The 20281-nt window shown below is 50.3% G+C and carries 13 protein-coding genes; all 13 read right to left on the reverse strand.

All coding sequences use genetic code 11. From position 1 onward, the window contains the following. Window positions 1–47: 47 nt before the first annotated feature. On the reverse strand, window positions 48–1535 hold the full coding sequence (gene der / locus RSC70_RS10670) for a ribosome biogenesis GTPase Der (protein WP_043491279.1): 1488 nt from the start codon (window positions 1533–1535) through the stop codon (window positions 48–50). A gap of 147 nt (window positions 1536–1682) precedes the next feature. Next, window positions 1683–2861, reverse strand: coding sequence for an outer membrane protein assembly factor BamB (gene bamB / locus RSC70_RS10675; RefSeq protein ID WP_063585783.1), 1179 nt, complete (start codon window positions 2859–2861; stop codon window positions 1683–1685). 11 nt (window positions 2862–2872) lie between these two features. Continuing rightward, window positions 2873–3493 carry a YfgM family protein gene (locus RSC70_RS10680; RefSeq protein ID WP_043491273.1) on the reverse strand — a complete coding sequence of 207 codons (621 nt, stop codon included), beginning with the start codon at window positions 3491–3493 and terminating at the stop codon, window positions 2873–2875. 13 nt (window positions 3494–3506) lie between these two features. Further along, entirely contained in the window at window positions 3507–4781 is a 1275-nt protein-coding gene (hisS, locus tag RSC70_RS10685; protein ID WP_025800432.1) for a histidine--tRNA ligase, read from the reverse strand. A gap of 132 nt (window positions 4782–4913) precedes the next feature. Next, the gene (gene ispG, locus RSC70_RS10690; protein WP_025800431.1) at window positions 4914–6038 is read right to left on the reverse strand and encodes a flavodoxin-dependent (E)-4-hydroxy-3-methylbut-2-enyl-diphosphate synthase; all 1125 of its coding nucleotides are present in this window, start codon (window positions 6036–6038) and stop codon (window positions 4914–4916) included. A gap of 203 nt (window positions 6039–6241) precedes the next feature. After that, window positions 6242–7255 carry a cytoskeleton protein RodZ gene (rodZ, locus tag RSC70_RS10695; RefSeq protein WP_282814548.1) on the reverse strand — a complete coding sequence of 338 codons (1014 nt, stop codon included), beginning with the start codon at window positions 7253–7255 and terminating at the stop codon, window positions 6242–6244. Next, window positions 7245–7997 (reverse strand): type IV pilus biogenesis/stability protein PilW, encoded by a 753-nt coding sequence (gene pilW / locus RSC70_RS10700; protein ID WP_046458690.1) that lies wholly within the window; start codon window positions 7995–7997, stop codon window positions 7245–7247. Before pilW ends, rodZ begins: the two co-directional genes overlap by 11 nt. A gap of 87 nt (window positions 7998–8084) precedes the next feature. Further along, window positions 8085–9344, reverse strand: a complete 1260-nt coding sequence (locus RSC70_RS10705) for a bifunctional tRNA (adenosine(37)-C2)-methyltransferase TrmG/ribosomal RNA large subunit methyltransferase RlmN (RefSeq protein WP_046359275.1) — start codon at window positions 9342–9344, stop codon at window positions 8085–8087. Window positions 9345–9641: 297 nt separating this feature from the next. Continuing rightward, window positions 9642–10073: a nucleoside-diphosphate kinase gene (gene ndk / locus RSC70_RS10710; protein WP_025800427.1), complete on the reverse strand. Its 432-nt coding sequence runs from the start codon at window positions 10071–10073 to the stop codon at window positions 9642–9644. A 293-nt stretch (window positions 10074–10366) separates the two neighbouring features. Further along, a complete protein-coding gene (gene pbpC, locus RSC70_RS10715) occupies window positions 10367–12688 on the reverse strand; it encodes a peptidoglycan glycosyltransferase PbpC (RefSeq protein ID WP_332542389.1) in 2322 nt (773 codons plus the stop codon). A gap of 13 nt (window positions 12689–12701) precedes the next feature. After that, window positions 12702–17657 carry an alpha-2-macroglobulin family protein gene (locus RSC70_RS10720; RefSeq protein WP_332542411.1) on the reverse strand — a complete coding sequence of 1652 codons (4956 nt, stop codon included), beginning with the start codon at window positions 17655–17657 and terminating at the stop codon, window positions 12702–12704. Window positions 17658–17839: 182 nt separating this feature from the next. After that, complete coding sequence (gene sseB, locus RSC70_RS10725; protein ID WP_332542390.1) at window positions 17840–18676, reverse strand: enhanced serine sensitivity protein SseB; 837 nt, start codon at window positions 18674–18676, stop codon at window positions 17840–17842. Between the two features lie 140 nt (window positions 18677–18816). After that, the gene (pepB, locus tag RSC70_RS10730) at window positions 18817–20115 is read right to left on the reverse strand and encodes an aminopeptidase PepB (RefSeq protein WP_130998050.1); all 1299 of its coding nucleotides are present in this window, start codon (window positions 20113–20115) and stop codon (window positions 18817–18819) included. Window positions 20116–20281 lie beyond the last annotated feature (166 nt).

The following is a 20281-nucleotide window of genomic DNA, read 5'->3' on the forward strand; positions in this document are numbered from 1 at the left end:
GGGCGCATATTCTGCGCCCCACCATAACATTGCGTATTTGCTATACGTTATTTGCTCTTTTTAATATGAGCAAGCAGACGTTTACGTTTACGCAGCTGAGTTGGATTCAGCATGTTACGTTTACCCGCATACGGGTTGTCGCCTTCTTTAAACTGAATGCGAATAGGTGTCCCCATCACTTTAAGCGAGCGACGGAAGTAGTTCATCAGGTAACGCTTGTAAGAATCCGCAAGGTCTTTCACCTGGTTACCGTGGATCACCACAATCGGTGGATTATAGCCACCGGCATGGGCATATTTCAGTTTTACACGACGACCACGAACTAACGGCGGCTGATGGTCTTCCTGCGCCATGTTCATGATACGCGTCAGTAAGGATGTACTTACGCGGCGAGTCGCACAGTCATAGGCTTCTTGAATGGATTCAAACAGATTGCCGACACCGCTGCCGTGTAATGCAGAGATAAAGTGAATACGCGCGAAGTCTACAAAGCCTAAACGCAGATCCAGCATCTCTTTAACCTGAGTTTTGACGTCTTCAGACAGGCCATCCCATTTGTTGACCACAATGACCAGTGAGCGCCCACTATTCAGGATAAAGCCTAATAGCGACAAGTCTTGGTCTGAAATACCTTCACGAGCGTCAATCACCAGTAACGCAACGTTTGAGTCTTCAATCGCCTGCAACGTTTTGATGACGGAGAATTTCTCAACCGTATCGGTCACTTTCCCACGCTTACGCACCCCAGCGGTGTCAATCAGCACGTACTCGCGCTCATCACGTACCATTGGGATATAAATGCTGTCACGCGTTGTTCCCGGCATGTCGTAAACTACAACACGATCTTCGCCCAGAATACGGTTGGTTAGTGTGGACTTACCCACGTTCGGACGCCCAACGATAGCGATCTTGATAGGCAAATCTTGAGGATTGAAATCATCTTCTTCCTCTTCAGCCATTTCATCGGCTTCATCCGCTTCAAGCTCAGCCCAGTAGGCCGCGTTAGCTTCTTCTTCCGTCAGCTCCCGCTCTGGCTCTGGCGCATCAACGAAGGGGATCAGTGCTTCTTCAATCAGCTGAGCAACGCCACGACCATGGGAGGCTGCAATAGGATAAACTTCGCCAAAGCCTAATGAGTAAAAATCGCCGATGGCAACATCAGGATCGATACCATCAGTTTTGTTAGCAACTAAGAAAGTGGCTTTTTCACGGCTGCGCAGGTGCTGGGCAATGCCTTCATCGGCAGGCATTAAACCCGCACGAGCATCGACCATAAACAGCACGATATCCGCTTCTTCAATCGCCATTAACGATTGTTCGGCCATATGCGTTTCAACGCCATTTTCAGTACCATCAATACCACCGGTGTCGATGATAATGAATTCATTCCCATTAACTTCAGCACGGCCGTATTTACGGTCACGGGTCAACCCTGGGAAATCCGCAACCAACGCATCACGAGTGTGCGTTAAGCGGTTAAATAAGGTGGATTTACCCACATTCGGGCGCCCGACCAGCGCGACGACAGGTATCATTGTTGAAGCCTCTATTACTTAATTTAATTCCAAATACACGGGGAAAGATCGCGCCCGCGCAAGGACTTTTCAGAAGACGAAACGGCTCCTGAGGTGATCAGGAGCCGTTCCCAGACGGCTAATTCGCCGCCCTAAATAATTGTTTTATTAGCGAGTAAATGCGTAAACTTTACCGCCGCGAGCCTGAATAATCAGCTTATCGCTGGCTACCAAAGGCGCGCTTAGCAGACCAGAACTGTCTACTTCTTGCTGAGCGACAAAACGTCCATCATCGGTATTCAGCCAGTGCAGATAGCCTTCGCTATCACCCACAACCAAATAGCCGTTATACAGCGCAGGCGCGGTCAGATTACGGTGCAACAAATCGCTTTGTTTCCACAGAGAAACACCGCCATCGGCGCTTAATGCAGCAACGCGATCGTCTTGGTCAACCACATAGATACGGCCAGCATCAACGATGAAATCGTTCACTGAACCCATCTCGCGTTTCCATTGGATTTGTCCAGAACGCAGATCCAGCGCTGCCAAGTTACCGTTGTAACCCAGAGAGTATACAACACCATCGACTACGACAGGGGTAGTATCCACGTCATTTAGGCGGTCGATTTCGGTTGAACCCATAGGCTGAGCAACGCGCTGCTGCCAAATCATTTGGCCTTGCTGCATCATGATTGCGCTAACGCGACCATTGTCACCACCAACGATGGCGGCACCAAATGCCGTAGCAGGCGCTGATTCACCGCGTAAGGTCAGCGAAGGCATATCAAGGTTAACGGTCCACTTGATGGAACCATCAGCTTCATCTAACGCCTGCAGCATACCGTTGGAGGTATGGATTAATACCAGACCATCGCTAATCACTGGGCGAGAAATAGCTTCACCAGCAACCGTCGTTTTCCATGCTTCGGCACCGTCTTCAGTATTCAGCGCATACACAACGGCACGTTCTGAACCAACAAAGACTTTTCCGCCAGATACCGCTAAACCACCAGACAACAGAGCTGTTTTGTGCGAGAACCAGCCATCTTTCTCAGCCAAGTTCACAGACCAAACAACGTCGCCGCTATCCGCGTCCATTGCTTTTACAACGCCCATGCGGTCAGCCGCGTAAATGCGGTTATCTTGCCAAGTTGGACGCAGGTGGGAATAGAATTCGCCCACACCATCGCCTACTGACGTGCTCCACACCTTGTTCGGTGTGAATTGGTTTTCAACTTTTGGCAACGGTGACATGGTGACCACATCAGTTTCACTGCTGAACCACGAGCATCCGCTCAAAAACGTCACAGACAGCAATCCGACCAAGAGCGTTTTACGCAATTGCATTGATTATCCCCTTAGTTGGATAAATTGTTCAGTTTCATGCGCAGTAAACCCTGCAATGACTGGGAAGCATCAGAGGCTAAGCCTTTGCTGTATGCTTCACGGGCGCCTTTTACGTCGCCTTTCTTAACCAGTACATCGCCGCGAATATCCTGCGCCATAGCAACCCAGCCGGTCGCTTTAATTAAATCCAATGTTTTGAGTGCGTCGTCCAGCTTATTTTCCTGTAGCTGTACACGAGCTAAACGCAAATCAATCAGGGATTTCAGATTTTCGTCTTTCGTTTGACCTTGAGCCCAAGCCAGCTGCTGTTCAGCTTTGGCAAAGTTCTTCTGGTCAACTTCATGTTGCGCTAACTGCAAGGCAGCCAAAACACCATAGTTGTTAGCATTTTTTTCAATAAACTTTTCAGCCAGCGCCACGCCATCAGCTTTACCGCCGGTCAGCGCTTCACTTGCTTGCTGATATGACTGGGATGCGCCGGTCATTTCTGCCTGCTGATGATTCTGCCAGTAGCGCCAACCGAGCAGTGCGCCAATCCCAATCACGACACCAATCGCCAACGCCTTACCGTTTTCGATAAAGAAACGACGCAGGGCATCAACTTGTTCGTTCTCTGTGCTATAGACTTCCACTGTTCTCTACTCCTTACGCCAACATTGATGCTAGGAACGCCGCAACGTCGTCCTGAGCAAGAGTTTGCTGATCGCCACTTTGCAGGTTCTTAACATTCACCTGACCCGCATTCATTTCATTTTCGCCTAATACCAGTGCAACGCGAGCGCCCCACTTATCAGCACGAGCGAACTGCTTCTTAAAGTTGCCGCCGCCATAGTTAGTCATCAGTTTGACCTGCGGATACGCATCACGAATTTTTTCTGCCAAACGCATAGCAGCGCTTTGCGTGCCTTCACCAGAGGAAATCAGATAGACATCAACGGCACGCTGAGGCTGAAAATCAGGATTTACCGCCTGAACCAACAGAACCAGACGCTCTAAGCCCATGGCAAAACCAACCGCTGGCGTTGCATGACCACCAAGCTGAGCAACCAAGCCATCATAGCGGCCACCGGCACAAACAGTACCTTGCGCGCCTAAGCTATTTGTCACCCATTCAAATACGGTACGGTTGTAGTAATCCAGACCGCGAACCAAACGCTCATTAACGGTATACGCAATACCCGCTTCATCCAGCAATTTGCACAGACCTGCAAAATGCTCGCGAGATTCTTCGTCCAGATACTCTGACAGACGCGGAGCATCGTTGAGCAATGCCTGTACGTCTGGATTTTTAGAGTCCAGAACGCGCAGCGGGTTGCTATACATACGACGCTTACAGTCTTCGTCCAGCTTATCTTTAAACTGTTCCAGATAGGCCACCAGCGCATCACGATAGTTAGCGCGAGCTTCCAGAGAACCGATTGAGTTCAACTCGAGAGCAACATGCTCAGAGATCCCCAGCGCACGCCACCAACGAGCCGTCAGCAGAATAAGTTCTGCGTCTACATCAGGACCATTCAGGCCAAAAACTTCGGCGCCCAGTTGATGGAACTGACGATAGCGACCTTTTTGCGGACGTTCATGACGGAACATCGGACCGATGTACCATAAACGTTGTTCTTGATTGTACAGCAGACCATGTTCGATACCGGCACGCACACAGCCAGCCGTCCCTTCAGGACGCAGCGTCAGGCTGTCACCATTACGGTCATCGAAGGTGTACATCTCTTTTTCAACGACGTCGGTCACTTCACCGATCGCACGTTTGAATAACGGGGTCTGCTCTACAATCGGCAAACGGATTTCGCTGTAGCCGTAGCTGGTCAGGACTTGTTTGAGCGCAGCTTCAATCGGCTGCCAAAGCGCCGTGTCTTCCGGCAGGTAGTCGTTCATGCCACGAATAGCTTGGATATTCTTCGCCACGTCAATTCTCTATACTATGTAATTCAAAAAATGACCCCGATTATGGAGGATTGAAGCAATCTCATCAATCGGGAGCATTGTTTATTCAAAGCAAATGAGATTACAGGCCGCCTAAAGCGACCTGCTATTCAGTTACTTCTCGTCGATCTGGCTGACTTCGATCCGCTTGTTAACATCCAGCATCGATGCTTTGGCGCGGATCTTAGCCTCTAGCTGATCGATCATCTGTTCATTATCAAAACGCTCTTTTTGACGCACACCGTCTTCATAGAAGCCGCTCTTATTGTGTCCGCCTGTCACGCCAATCGTTGAAACCAAGGCTTCGCCTGGACCATTCACCACACAGCCAATAATGGATACATCCATTGGTGTGATGATGTCTTCTAAACGCTGCTCTAGGGCATTTACCGTACCAATGACGTCAAATTCCTGTCGTGAGCAGGTCGGGCAAGCGATAAAGTTAATCCCACGCGAACGAATACGCAGCGATTTAAGAATATCAAAGCCCACTTTCACTTCTTCAACAGGATCTGCCGCCAGTGAAATACGCAGCGTGTCACCAATCCCTTCGGCCAGCAGCATGCCTAAGCCCACCGCAGATTTAACCGATCCGCTACGCGCGCCGCCTGCTTCGGTGATCCCGAGGTGCAGAGGCTGATCGATACGGGAAGCTAACAGGCGATAAGACTGCACTGCAAGGAATACGTCTGACGCTTTTACGCTGACTTTAAACTGATCGAAGTTAAGACGATCAAGAATATCGACATGACGCATCGCTGACTCAAGCAATGCTTCAGGCGTAGGTTCGCCGTACTTCTCTTGAATATCTTTTTCCAGCGATCCGCCGTTAATACCAATACGGATGGGAATATTTTTATCACGAGCACAGTCAACAACTGAGCGAATACGTGATTCATTACCGATGTTGCCTGGATTAATACGCAGACAATCAACGCCATACTCAGCAACTTGCAGCGCAATGCGGTAGTCGAAATGAATATCGGCCACCAGCGGCACTGAAACCTGCTGCTTAATCAGTTTGAATGCTTCAGCAGCATCCATAGTCGGAACTGACACACGTACAATATCTACGCCGACACGTTCGAGTGCGCGTATTTGTTTTACCGTGGCATCAACATCCGTTGTCTTGGTGTTGGTCATCGACTGTACGGCAATCGGTGCACCATCACCGATAGGCACATTACCGACATAAATGCGGGTCGATTTTCTCCGCTTAATGGGTGACTCATTATGCATATTAATTCTCCATGAATGCCGTACTATCAATTGAAGCACGCATATTCTGCTTCCAACATTTAACCGGCAATCAGGTAAACAAAGTACTTATACTGCCAACGCTGCACAAAACAAACCGCCTTCCCCCTGCTTATTGCAGAATGTCAGAGCGGTTCATTTCGTTTTTACAGCGCGCTGCGCTCACCATAAGCGACTCTATCGAATCACTCAGCATTCAACGTCAAACGAGCAACCTGACTTGATTTAATAAAGCGGCTCAAATCAACGGGCTTACCTTGGTACGTGATATCCACGGCGGCTGGTGCACCAATTTTCAGCTTATACGGTGCCGTACCGGCTAAATCCAGTGAAGCACCAGATTTTTGCATTCCGCTGAACAGCGTTTTACCCGTTGCGTCTTTAACTTCTAACCAGCAATCAGCTTTAAATTTCATCGCTAAATTGTTGGAGGCTGACGCAGCAGAATCAACGGTCGCCCCTGCGGTTGGTAAAGTTGCACCATTCGCAGTGGAGGTGGTATCAACCGGAGCCTGACTCGGAGCAACAACGGTATTATTGCTTTGGTTTGGCTGGGTTTGAGCCGTTGCGGCTGACGCGGTAGCGGCATCAGCAGGTGCAGCAGTCGCTTGGCCATTGTCTGCCGCGGTCACTGACGAATCTGGCGGTGTACCGACAGACTCTTGAGTATCCGCAGATTGCGCAGCTTCATCAGAACCATTAGCCGATTCTGACGGTTGTAACTGACCATTTTTTGCCAGCTGAGCAGAAGACTCATCCGCCATTGTCGCAATATCTTCTTGTTGAGCTTTGTGATTTTCCCACCACCAAGAACCGGTGATGCCAATAACCACAAATACCACCAACCAGGTAAACATCATCAGCCAGCCATCGCGCTTTTTGCGTTTTTTACCCAGTGAGAAGCTTTGCATCGGCGCAACTTTTGCCGCCTTCAACGGCGCCTGCTTTTCTAACAGCGGCGTTAATTCGTCTTCCGGGATGTGGACCAGTTTTGCATAGGAACGAATATATCCACGCAAAAACGTTGAGGCCAAATCAGCCGGAGCCTTGTCTTCTTCAATATCGCGAACCGTTGAAACTTTCAGGCACAGACGTTCTGCAACAGCCTGCTGTGTAAGTTCTAACTTTTCGCGCCCTTGGCGCAGGCGTTCGCCTGTAGTCAATGGAGCTGTTTGATCTTGGGGGGCTTCAGTATTCATTCGCTAGGAACTGCTGGTACTGTTGAGATTGTGGAAAATTTCGCGCCAGTTGCTTGCCATAACGCTCTAAGTTCGTTTGGCGCCCATCTAACGCAGCGAAGCGGATTTGTAACCATAAGCTATTGGCACTCGCCGGTAGAATATGATTGTAAACATCCAACATTACTCGCGCATCTCCGCGCTTCCCTTGGTCAAATTCTCGGATAGCTTCCGCAATTAGCGAAACTCCCTTATCCGGATCGCTCTTTAAAGCGCGACTAAATAATTTTCGCGCTTCGTCAGTCTGTCCTGCTTTTAGAAAACAATAACCTGCATTTTCGAAGCTATCTGCAACCTGACCGTAATCAGGAAGATTTGCAGCTGAACTAAACTGTTGTTGTGCCGCTACATACTGCCCTAAACTACACAGAAACGCACCGTAATTATTCATCACAGTGCCATTCTGTGGCGCTAAATTCATCGCTGTTTGATAACTTTTCTGCGCAGCATTGTTATCGCCTGTGCGCTGCTGGTAAAGCGCCATGCCAAGCTGGGTTCGGTAATCGTCTGGTGCCGCATCTCGCGCCTTTTCCAGATTTTGTTGGGCGGCTTTTAAGTCGCCCTGATTCAAGTATTCCAACCCAAGTTCGAGCCTACTCTGCGACGCCGCAGCCATCTGCTCTCCTTCCGGTTTAGAGCTTGAACAGCCTACCAACAAACTCGTTGTTAGTAGTCCTATTACCCATCCCATTTTTAGCTTCATTGCTTTACCCCGTTATCCTTTTCGCTGAATCATCAAAAGATCTGACCAACAATGCTAGGGAAATCACTAATATGCATGCGCTCTGCGTCAGACCTCGCGAACCGTGATAGGTTCACCGGCCATTTTTTTCTTAATCGTACGTTTGGTGCGGTCAATAACATCACCAGCCAACTGCCCACAGGCCGCATCAATATCATCGCCACGCGTTTTACGCACAATTACGGTAAAGCCGTATTCCATCAGAACCTTAGAGAAACGATCCACGCGGCTGTTTGAGCTACGTCCGTAAGGTGCGCCAGGGAACGGGTTCCATGGGATCAGGTTGATCTTACACGGCGTATCTTTCAGACACTCGGCTAACTGATGTGCGTGATCCATGCCATCATTAATATGATCCAACATCACGTACTCAACCGTGACACGTCCTTGGTTAGCATTAGATTTCTCTAAGTAGCGGCGCACAGCCCCAAGGAAAGTCTCGATATTATATTTACGGTTGATAGGAACAATTTCGTTACGAATTTCGTCCGTCGGCGCATGCAGAGAGATGGCAAGCGCTACGTCGATCATATCACCCAGTTTTTCCAGCGCAGGAACAACCCCTGATGTTGACAGGGTGACACGGCGCTTAGACAGACCAAACCCAAAGTCGTCCAGCATGATATTCATGGCCGGAACAACGTTATTCAGGTTCAGTAAAGGCTCGCCCATTCCCATCATCACCACGTTGGTGATCGGGCGCTGGCCGGTAACTTTATGAGCGCCGATAATCTTAGCTGCACGCCATACCTGACCGATAATTTCTGATACGCGTAGGTTACGGTTAAAGCCCTGCTGGGCGGTAGAGCAGAATTTACATTCCAGCGCACAACCCACCTGCGAAGAGACACACAGCGTAGCGCGATCGTCTTCTGGGATATAAACCGTTTCTACACGCTGGTCGCCGACCTGAATCGCCCATTTAATGGTGCCATCGGTTGAGCGTTGCTCTTCTGCCACTTCTGGCGCACGAATTTCAGCGATCTCTTTGAGCTTGTTACGCAACACCTTATTGATGTCGGTCATCTCATCAAAATTATCGCAGCAATAGTGATACATCCATTTCATCACCTGATCGGCGCGGAACGGTTTCTCACCTAACTTGGCGAAGAACTCGCGCAGTTGTTGGCGATCAAGATCGAGAAGGTTAATTTTTTCCGACGGATTGGCCGGGGCAGGTTGCACAATATCAACCTGCGCAGCATTTACAGGTGCGCTAATTTCAGACAAGTTTGACTCGACGACAATAGATTCAGATATAGCATCTGAATTGGATGAATGGGGGGTAGTTGTTGGATCTTCGGACATGCGTATAGACATACTAAACTCTGGCCTCGTTGTTACACTTTGCGGCACGGTATTAAAGTGACTGACCCGACAAGCGTAGTGCCTGTTGGCGACAGATACAAACCCAGTTTGCATCTCATTCAGTCTTGCTCGGTACAACACATTAAAAACGCTTATTAAATAAAGCGGTTAGCAATGTGTCTAAAAAAATGTCCCTGAGGATAATCACTCAGGGCGCGGTATTGTACTCGGTCTGTCAACGGTATGCTATGCCATTAGGCTTAGCTTAACGAATCAATTCCCGATTTGCGTAATCAATTAACGAGTGCGCGGGCAAACTTCATTGTTTGCAAAGAAATAGGCGATTTCGCGCTCAGCCGACTCTAATGAATCAGAACCGTGAGCGGCGTTTTCAGTCAGACTATCCGCATAGTCAGCACGCAATGTGCCAGCTAAAGCATTTTCAGGATTGGTCGCGCCCATGATTTCACGATTACGACGAACGGCATCTTTACCTTCCAAGACCTGAACCATGATTGGGCCAGAAGTCATGAAATCCACCAGACCGTCAAAGAACGGACGACCTTTGTGTTCGGCGTAGAAACCTTCAGCCTGTTCACGAGTCAGATGAACCATTTTTGCCGCAACAATTTTCAGGCCTGCTGCTTCAAAACGAGAATAAATAGCGCCGATAACATTTTTAGCCACCGCATTGGGTTTTACGATGGAGAAGGTACGTTCTACTGTCATTTAAACCTCTGTCTAACTTCCAATGAGAGCCGTTATTTCCGCTAGACCATGGCATAACACCAATGATTCTAGGGATACTTTTTATGAGTTTACGAGCAGTAGGAGGCAGATGGAATATTTTTAGAGCACTAACCATTTGAATGAAAGGATTATTCTCTTAATTCACACCCCGAAAGCCGAACCCCGGCCATGAATCGCCGCCGATTATAGATGGGCGGCTAATATTTGCCTATTGAAATGAGATAAAAATGTTAAGGAAATATTACTTTTTTGATTTGAAGCACAATGCGAATTTACTCCACCTGAAAATCAGCGCTAGTCAGTTGTCCACTGTCGTCCATAACCGTTAGCTGATACCGGCCTGCACGTGTGAAGCTATAGGCAAACTGTGGTTCCTGCGAAACCAGTTCTCCGTTTAAAAACCACCAGCGTTCCCCTGTCCCACCTTGCGTCGTTAGGCGCAAATCGATGCGAGTCTTCCCCGGCGGACGGCGTAGAATCGAACCATTATTGAGCCCAATCAAAATGAGTGGTGCAGAAGCTGTCTCGACCGGTGGTGGGCAAGTTTGGCTTGCCATAGGCAAACGGTGGGATCTTTTTTCGGCCTCCGGGAGCCAAGGCTCTAGCGGCAACGGCCATAGCGCGAGCTTTTTCTCAACCGCTCCCACACATTCAGGGGCAACACGCTCGCCTTTATCGTTTAACCATTGACGCAGCCAAATTCCCTGACTGCTTTCCTGCCCCGGGGCAACGAGCGTAGGCGGAATAGTGCCATCCAGTATCCATGCGGAGCGACGTTGGCGACAGTTGGTATCCTGTGCGCTTAGCGGCTGGCCGCCAGGCCAGCAGATCACCGCATTGGAGACTGAGCTTGGCCGAGGGTCTGTCGGCCATCCATTTCCACGCAGGCGTGGGTTATTCAGCAGTAAATTATTGAGCTGAAACAGCAGCGGTATCGCCGTCGCATAGCCAAATTGCCCTGCAACCGGAGTACCGTCTGGACGTCCAACCCACACACCAATGGTGTAGCGTGCGTTCACGCCGACGGCCCATGCATCACGATAGCCAAAACTGGTTCCCGTCTTCCATGCCAGCGGAACTACCGCAGATAGGGAATCATCCGGTTCAGGCCTTGCCTGCCCTGCCAGCGTACGGCGGATAATCCATGCAGCCCCCGGCGACATCAGCGGTCGATTATGAATTTTTTGCGCGGGTACAAAACGCAAATCAGCACTTTGTCCATGCCGCGCCAGCGAGCTGTAAGCAGAAACCAGCTGATCTAGCCTAATGCCCGCGCCGCCTAGAATGAGTGATAAGTTAGGCTCAGCATAAGCGGGAAAACGTAACGTTAGCCCTGCATTGCGTAGCTCGGCGGTAAAACGTTTCGGGCCATAGGCCTCCATCAGCTGTACCGCGGGGAGATTCAACGAACGCGTGAGTGCTTCACTTGCCGCCACGGCACCATGAAACCCCGTATCAAAATTTCCCGGTCGATAATCGCCAAAACGACGCGGCACGTCCTGCAGCAGAGATTCGTTATGAATAATCCCATCATCAAGCGCAAGCCCATACAAAAACGGCTTGAGAGTGGAGCCGGGAGAACGCCACGCGCTTACCATATCCACATAGCCAAAGCGCGAGCGGTCAGCAAAGTTCAGCGATCCCAAATAAGCCTTCACCTGCATATCTGTATGATCGACAATCAGCACGCCTACTGATGTTTTCGCCGGCAGACGTGAAAGCCATCCCTGCGCTAACGTTTCAAGCTGCCGCTGTAGAGCGGCATCAATTGTTGTCTGAATGACATCCTGATGTGGATAGGTTTGCACCATGCGCCGTGCTAACAGTGGCGCTGTCTGCGGCATTTGTCGTGAAGCCAGCCAAACAGGCTCCTGCTTAACATCATCCGCCTGCTGTTTTGTCCATACTTGATACTGCACCAAACGATCGAGCACCTTGTTGCGCGCCGCCTGCGCGCGCTCTGGGTAGCGATCTGGACGTAAACGACTTGGAGCCTGAGGTAACACGGCCAGCAAGGCGGCTTCTCCACGGGTAAGCTCATCAGGCGGCCTACCTAAATAGGCCCAACTTGCCGCGCCGATGCCTTGTAGCGTGCCACCAAAGGGAGCGCGATTAAGATAGAGCTCAAGGATTTGAGTCTTGGAGAGATGCCATTCTAACTGTGCCGTACGCCAGATTTGACGCACTTTGCCACCAAAGGTGCGAGGATGGGGATCGAGTAAACGCGCAACCTGCATAGACAAGGTGCTACCACCAGAAATAATCTCACCGTGACTGAGGTCTTGCCAGGCCGCTCGCGCAATAGCAAAAGGGTTAATCCCCGGATGCTTATAGAACCAGCGATCTTCGTAAGTTAACAACGCCTGAAGGTAATACGGTGACACTTGCTCGATCGTAACAGGGTAGCGCCATACCCCCTGCCCATCAGCGAAGCGCCACAGCGGTGAACCATCTTCAGCCACAACAACCCGCGCCACTTGCACGTCGCTAAGTGGAAGCGGCCAGACCTTATCGACCAGCCACAACCCACTACAAATCAACAGCGCAAGCAGTGCGATTATCACGCACCACTTGCGTAAGCGTTTTAGTGACATCCTCAATCAGCTATCACTGGCCGATAGTCACAGTTGCAGGCGTTTCCCCAACGGCACGCCACTGAGGGATATACATTGATTCAACCTGCGGCGCTGGCAGTTGATATTTACCCGGCGTTACCGCTCTTGCCAGATACAACAGAGTCGTATGCTGACCAGACTGAATATCCACCGCGGCCACATAGCGATCGTCACGGAACTCTTGATGTTTAAGCGTGGTCTGGCGTGATGCATCCAGCAACGAAGTCACCTCGGTTGCCGCATCATCTAAGCTTGCGCTAGCATCATTCAGGTTTTGATTTTCAAGCTCAACGCCTGCGGGCAGCAAATCAACGACCAGCGCATCCGGCACATGCTCTGACGCCCACACATCCAGATGAACCAAAATTAACTGTCCACTTTTCAGCTGTGCCAAGTCAATCGGTTTGCCATCTAATCCTAAGAAATCACGTTTGATATTGAGAATATTGCTCATTGGCTGTGGCGCGCTATTGGGATAGCCAACCACGTCAAAACGCGGATAGAGCGTGGACTCACCTTGGTTATTAATCACCAAACCATTCACAAGCCAAGATTCATCATAGCTTTTAACCTGAGCTTGTTCGCCATAGGCTAAATCGACACCTTTAGCCGATGAAATCACGCCTTTCCATTCACTTTCTGGCTGCCCGATAAAACCCTTGCCAGCCATAAATACCGCGTTCTGTTCTTGGGTCGAAAGATATTCTGTGGTCGTTAATCGATCCGATAGCGAAAGTAAGCGCTGTTCCTGCGCTTTTGGATCGAGGTTAAACTCTTCCATCAGTGCCAAAATCATCGCGTCATCCCGCACTGGGCTACCGTAGTCTTCCAGCCAATAGTTCGTTGCCGAACGCTGCAATGCCAAACCTTGCTTGAGCACTTCTTCGCTGCGCGGAGTATCTCCCATCAGCTTAAGCGCAATGCCTAGCTGGATTAGAGGTAAACCAGATTCAGCCTGAGCACGACGCTCATACAGCTGGCGCAAAGCACCTAACGGTGCCTGTTTTTGCTGTGCTAAAACGAGCCCTGCGTAAGCCTGCACCGCAAAACGCGTCGCATCTGGACGTGCGCTGCTGTTAACATCGATTTGATTGCGATCTTGGAGATAGCGTAACAGGGCAGCATCCGCCTGTTTCAACCCGTCATCCTGTACGGCAAAACCGCGTTCACGAGCACGATGCAAGAAATCGGTAACATAAGCGGTTAACCAATACTCTTCTGGTCCATCACTGCTCCACAACGCAAAACTACCGTTATAGCGCTGCATACCCAGCAGACGTGTAATCCCAGTTTCAATATTCTGTCGGCGAACATCATCCGTAGAGGTTTTGATACCTAACTGCACCAACTGCTGTTGATTGGTATACAGCGATGGGAACAGGCCACTGGTGGTTTGTTCCAGACAGCCGTACGGATAGGCGTACAGTGCACGTACGTAACGCGCTATGTTCAGCGGTGGTCGGCTAGTCAGCAGAAGTGATGCTTCTGGCGCAACGAGGCCTGAAAGCTGCTCCGCATCTACATGCCAGCTGTCACCAGGTTTAATGATGCTCGCCAAATGGCGAGTTTGAGCAGGGAATGCCGGACGCACACCGATTTTCCAGCTATGTTCATAATCACTAACTTGTTCGCCCGGCAACTGCATTCCGACGATACGGATAGCAACGTTGCCATCACCAAATCCATTTTTAGCACTAACAGGAATCGTAATAGTCTTACGCTGCCCATTTTCGAGATCAACGGTTTGAGTATTGTCGCCACTCAGGCTGATAAGACCCGATGCGGTGAGAGCCACTCCCAACGTTTGCGGATGCCCAGACAGATTCGTGACATCCAGCGCCAGTTGGCTACTATCGCCCCCCGCGAGGAAGCGTGGTGTTTGAAGTTCTGCGATAACCGGTGCTGCGACCGTCATTTTACGTTCGGCGCTACCAAAGTTTTGCCCATTCCACGCTTGAGCCATAAGCCTTAGCTCACCGTTAAAATCTGGAACAGGAAGCTGAATCGTCCCGTTGCCATTTTCATCCAGCGTGATGCGTTGCAGCTGCTGCGCGACGATATTTACTTCCGTTGGGGGTTTCTTGCCACCGCGTGACAGCGCATCTTCATCTTCGCCATCACCACCAAAGCGCAGCGTCGCTAAACGCCCTGAGCCTTCGATGAGTTGTCCATAAACATCATACTGATCCGCGCCGTAGCGTTTACGACCTAAGAAGGCGTCGTAAGGATCGGGGGTTTTGAAATCAGTAATACTCAAAACACCGGTGTCCACGGCGGAAAGTAAAACGGTCACTTCTTTTTGTTTCTCACCACCGGCTCCAGCAACGCTCACCTGAACCGGCACCGTCTGGTTTGGTCTGATTTTGTCTTGCGCTGTCAGCGTGACATTCAGCTTACGTGCTTCTTCATTGAGAGGAATATGTAATAAGCCTACCGCGCGTTTTGGTGTTACCTGCTTATCTTTCTCACCGGGACGAACCACCAGCGCATTGAAATAGAGATCGTGACGACGCCATTCTTGATTGAGCGGAACCTCTACCGTGGTACCAGCTTCTGGTACATCAATTTCCTGCCACCATAAAGGCCCTTCGCCAGACTCCAGCATCAGGTATCCCTTACCGGCGGTTGGCGCGTTGATGGTCACTTTCACTTTTTCGCCAGGCTGGTAATTAGGCTTATCCAGTTTTAGCTTCACTTGATCGGGGCGTACGGCTCCCGTGCCGTCAGTATTATCCTGCCAGCGATATCCAGCCCAGAATCGAACGCTGTTGATCAGGCCGTTGGTTGGATCTTTAACCTCAAGGCGGTAAGAACCCCATTCGACAGGGAAACTCACTTTCGCACTGCCGTCAGCGGCGATATTTAGCGTTTGCTCACCAACTGGCAGATCTTTTTGATCGTATTGAGACTGCCAACCCGCCCCTTCAGACCACTGCCAGTAATAATCGCGACGCTCTTGAATCAGCGTGGCTTTCAGCCCCTGTTTAGCGAGGCGTTTCCCCTGCGGATCGGCATAGATCACATCAAAAGCAGCATCGCTATTTTCATCAACCATCGGCTGCTGACGATAGCTATTGGTTTGGTAATCATAAATATCTTGTTGGCCAAATAACGGGCGGATTGCTGACAGCTGTTTGGCTGGCCAAATATCCTGCTCGCTACGTCGAGTCACCGGACGGCCTCCGGATTCTAATAGGCTCGCTTGGAAAATCAGGCGCACTGGTGATTTAACATCGGCCCACTGACTTTCCGTTTCAATGCTTGCCGTGCCCTGCTCATCCAACGTGGTATCGACTTCATCTAAGGAGCGCTTTAGATTTTCTTCCGTAGCCGAACCAAAGCTGTAACCCGGTAATTCGGTAACCGCTTCACGCAACGGACGTAAATAAAGCTGCCCTTGAAGACGGTTCGCCGCCGCCGGAGCCCCATATAAATACCGTCCTGACACATTGAAACTGGCGCTCTGCTGCATCTCAATTGGAGATGCGCTTTCCGGTTTGATTTCCAATGCCATGCGCTCAGGCATGAAGTCTTCAACATTAATCGCGTAGTAGCGCGGCTGGTTATCGCCCAGATTGAAACGCAGCGACCATTTGCCCGTCGCCGCATTTTCAGGCAGCGCATAACGATATTGGTATAACCCATTTTCCGGTTTCCAAACAAAGCTCGACGCCACGCTATCGTCTGGACGCAACACATCGACTTTTATCGGTTGCTCAGGCAAAGGTTGCCCATCAGCATCGCGCAGCAAAGCATTCACAATCACCGTTTCACCAGGGCGATAAAGATCGCGTGGGCCAAAAGCAAACAGCTGCTTGCTGAAGCCTTCTGGACCACCAATATCAAACTCACTGAGATCGAGCGCAGGCTGTGTCAGGTCGATAATACTGGTTTGCCCATTTTGGTTAGCCAGTAACAGTTTCGCTTTTGCCGATTTGCTTAACTGCGCATGCCCCTGTGCATCGGTTTTACCTTCCGTTAGCACACGCCCTTTTTCATCTAACACCTGCAATGACACATCAGACATCGCACCCCCGCCCGCTAAGGCCTGAGTGAAGACATCCATTCGTTCGTGATAGCTGTGCAGTGAAACACCGATATCGCTCAGGGTTAGCAGCGTAGCCGGATTACTGTAGCTGTAACGCCCCGCCTGCTGCATAACGGCCAGATAAACACCGCTCTCTTGCAGAGGTTTGATATCGCTTAGGGGAAGCTGAAGCTTTTCACGCGTATTGCGCTGAGGATTGAGATCAAAGCGGCCGCTGTAGACCAAATCAGCCATTTTTAGCAGTTCATCAGACCGCCATGATTCTACCGATTGGCCGTAGCCCCACTCGGATAAAAATGCAGGCAACGACGTAGGCTTAATGCGGTAAAAATTGACGTCTACGCTGTTTACGTTGAGCGCCATCACCGGTAAACCCGCAGCCACTTTACCGGGCAATAACGAACCGCGGCTAGCAAACCCAACGCTTGGCTGAATATCTTTAGTGGCAATTTTTTGCTGTGTTTCTTTACCTAACGTCGCACCATTAAGTGCCACCAATGAAGGATCAACCGTGAGAAGTAATTTGCGCTTAGGCTCCAGATGACGCAACCGCAGTTCGCGCAGATTATCTGAAAGCTCCCATGCTCCATCGATTTTGCCTTTTTCGGTATCAACTAAGTGAACGCTATCGGCAAATTTTTGTTTAGGATCTAAAGGAATGGAAAAAGTGAGCACAAGCCCGGCCGCGCCATCAAGCTGTAGCTCTGAGGCATCGAGTAAAGTTAGCGCTTTACCCTGCGATTGTTTCGCCATTTGCGCCAAGTCGGTGTCACTCAACGCTTTCTTTTGCGTGGCGACAGCTGCGGGATCCGCTGTGGTTGTGGTTTTCACATCGCTGTTATCACAGGCAGAAAGCGCAGTAATAAGTGCTGCCACGACGAGTACACTCCGGCGCAGCATGCGGACAGAGCGGCAGTTTTGTGACTGAGATAATCCTTGGCGCATAACGTTTTCCATTTTTAATCCGAATAGCACTATTATCCGTGACAAACAATGAAAGTGAAATGGCGAAGACTTAATTCAGATTATGCTAGGCCTAAAATGACAAAGAGAGCCTTGCGGCTCTCAACGTTATTTCGATATTAGGCAGTTCCGCTGGAAGGAATGCTGTTGCGGAGCCAACTGCCCCAGCGCCGCTGATAAAACGGTTGGGTATGCGTTTTCAGATAATGACTCACGGCATCCCCTTTTTCATCGGTGACGAGGCAAAGATCTACCGGCTCATCTTCTGGCGCAGTTTCGCTCGCCAAGCTGCCCGTTTCTTGAATGAGCAAGTCGATCTCTTCATCGGTGCCATCAATTTCTAACCCAATCAGTAAATTAGGTTTTTCATCAACCGCCTGATCCTGAAATATCGCTAAATAGGCATTACGTACGATCTTACGTTGGGTAAACAGCGTGGTTAACGCATCCACCATGGCAGACGGATACGCTTCAGGCTGTCCAAGCAAAATTTTGCTTCCGCCATCAACCACTTGCTCCATCGGCTGTGCCATACCGCCCGTTTGCAGCAACATTGCAACTTCCTGCGCGTAGAAAGCTTTGCCATATTCACATTTTGGATTCAAAAACAGCTGAGCGCCTTTGGTCATCGCAAACAGATCGCGAACCGGTAACGCCATAAACGGTTGTTCTTCGTCTTCTACCGCCTGCTGCAACATCTTCAACGAAGAGAAAAACGGGATCGTCGAGAGTCCGTCTTGCATTTCCCAATGCTGTACATTCAGCTCACCGTTAGGAGCAATAATAAGCTCGCCTTTATCCTGAACGCCGCTTTCAGCCAGAATATAAACGGTAGAGTCCAGCAGCGTGCGGTAAAACAAAGTGCGATAAGCGGGATCTTTTACCGCCTTTTCCAAGCTTTTTTCAAGCTGCTCTTCTGGGGTGTCATGGTGGTGATCGTGATGATAAGAACTCATCGGGTGCTCCAAAGTGATCGGTATATCCCCCTCCCAGCCTCCCCCTTCACAGGGGGAGGGGCAGACCGTGCTCGATAGTACATTAGACAATGATCGATCCCCTCCCCTGCGAAGGGGAGGGTTAGGGAGGGGTCTGTTAATTACGCTTTCGCTTTTTCCAGCAGTAAATTAGCCAGCGCACGCACGCCTAAACCGGTTGCGCCCGCGGCCCACTGATCGACAGCGCTTTTGCGATAGGTTGCCGAGCAGTCAATATGCAGCCAGCCTTGACGGTATTCTTTAACGAAATAAGACAGGAACGCCGCTGCTGTACTTGCGCCGGCGCCGTATGCCGCACCGGCAATGTTATTGAGCTCAGCAAAGTTAGATGGCAACTGGCTGCGGTGGAATTCAGCCAGCGGCAAGCGCCAGAAAGCTTCATTCTCTTGCTCAGCGCTTTGCAGCATGTCAGCAGCCAAGGCGTCATCAAAGCTAAACAGGGCATGGTAATCATTACCCAGCGCCGTTTTAGCCGCACCGGTCAAGGTTGCACAGTCAATGATCATCGCCGCATTTTGCTCGGAAGCATCAATCAGGCCATCAGCCAAGACTAAACGCCCTTCCGCGTCGGTATTCATAATCTCAACGGTTTTACCGTTGCGATAGGTAATAATGTCGCCTAGCTTGAACGCATTGCCGCTAACCAGATTATCCGCGCAGCAAAGATAAAGTTTTACACGCTGATTCAAACCACGAGAAACCGCCAGCGCCAACGCTCCGGTGACCGTAGCTGCGCCACCCATGTCTGATTTCATAGAATCCATGAAGGCGCTTTGCTTCATGCTGTAGCCGCCGGAGTCAAAGGTGATACCTTTGCCCACCAAACAGGCCAGAACAGGAGCGTCAGGATTTCCCGTTGGGTTGTAATCCAGAGCCAACAGCACAGGAGAACGCTCCGAGCCGCGACCCACCGTGTGCAAGCCCATATAGCCTTGCTCGCGCAGATCTTCACCTTTGGTGATACGGTAGCTCACATTGTCACAGGCAACGCTGCACATCAGATCAACCGCGCGCTGTGCCAGCTGAGATGGCCCCACTTCTTCGGCTGGCGCATTGATCGTGTCACGCACCCAATCGACGATCTTCAAGCGACGATCTAATTCAGCGCGATCGGATTCGCTCAGGTCGGGCCACTGCATTTGACGCGATCCTTTTGGCCCACGATAACCCTGCCAAAAAGCCCAGCATTTTTCCAAGTCCCAACCTTCACCGGCAAGATGAACCTGTTTGATGCCCTGTCCGTCAAGCTTGCGCGCAGCGCGCTGAACGGCAACAAGCTCGCCATTACCGTTCAAATGAATAACCATCCCTTCGCTACCGGAACTCAGCAATGCTTTTTCGCCCCAGCGCGCATCGGCTGGCTGATGGGATAGGCTTACGGGCATAAATTCGGTCGACATAAATCTTCTCCTGATATACCCAGCGTATTTGCAGCGACACGTCGTTGTATGGCAGCTCGAATAAGCGCGGGTATCATTATTAATCGTTAGTTTTTCAGTGAAATTGATTTGCGATTAGCGTGTTCTATCAATATCTGGATTGTAGTAATTTGGATTGTAGTAAAAG

The sequence above is a fragment of the Hafnia sp. genome, from assembly GCF_036648275.1.
In the GTDB taxonomy this organism is placed as follows: domain Bacteria; phylum Pseudomonadota; class Gammaproteobacteria; order Enterobacterales; family Enterobacteriaceae; genus Hafnia; species Hafnia alvei.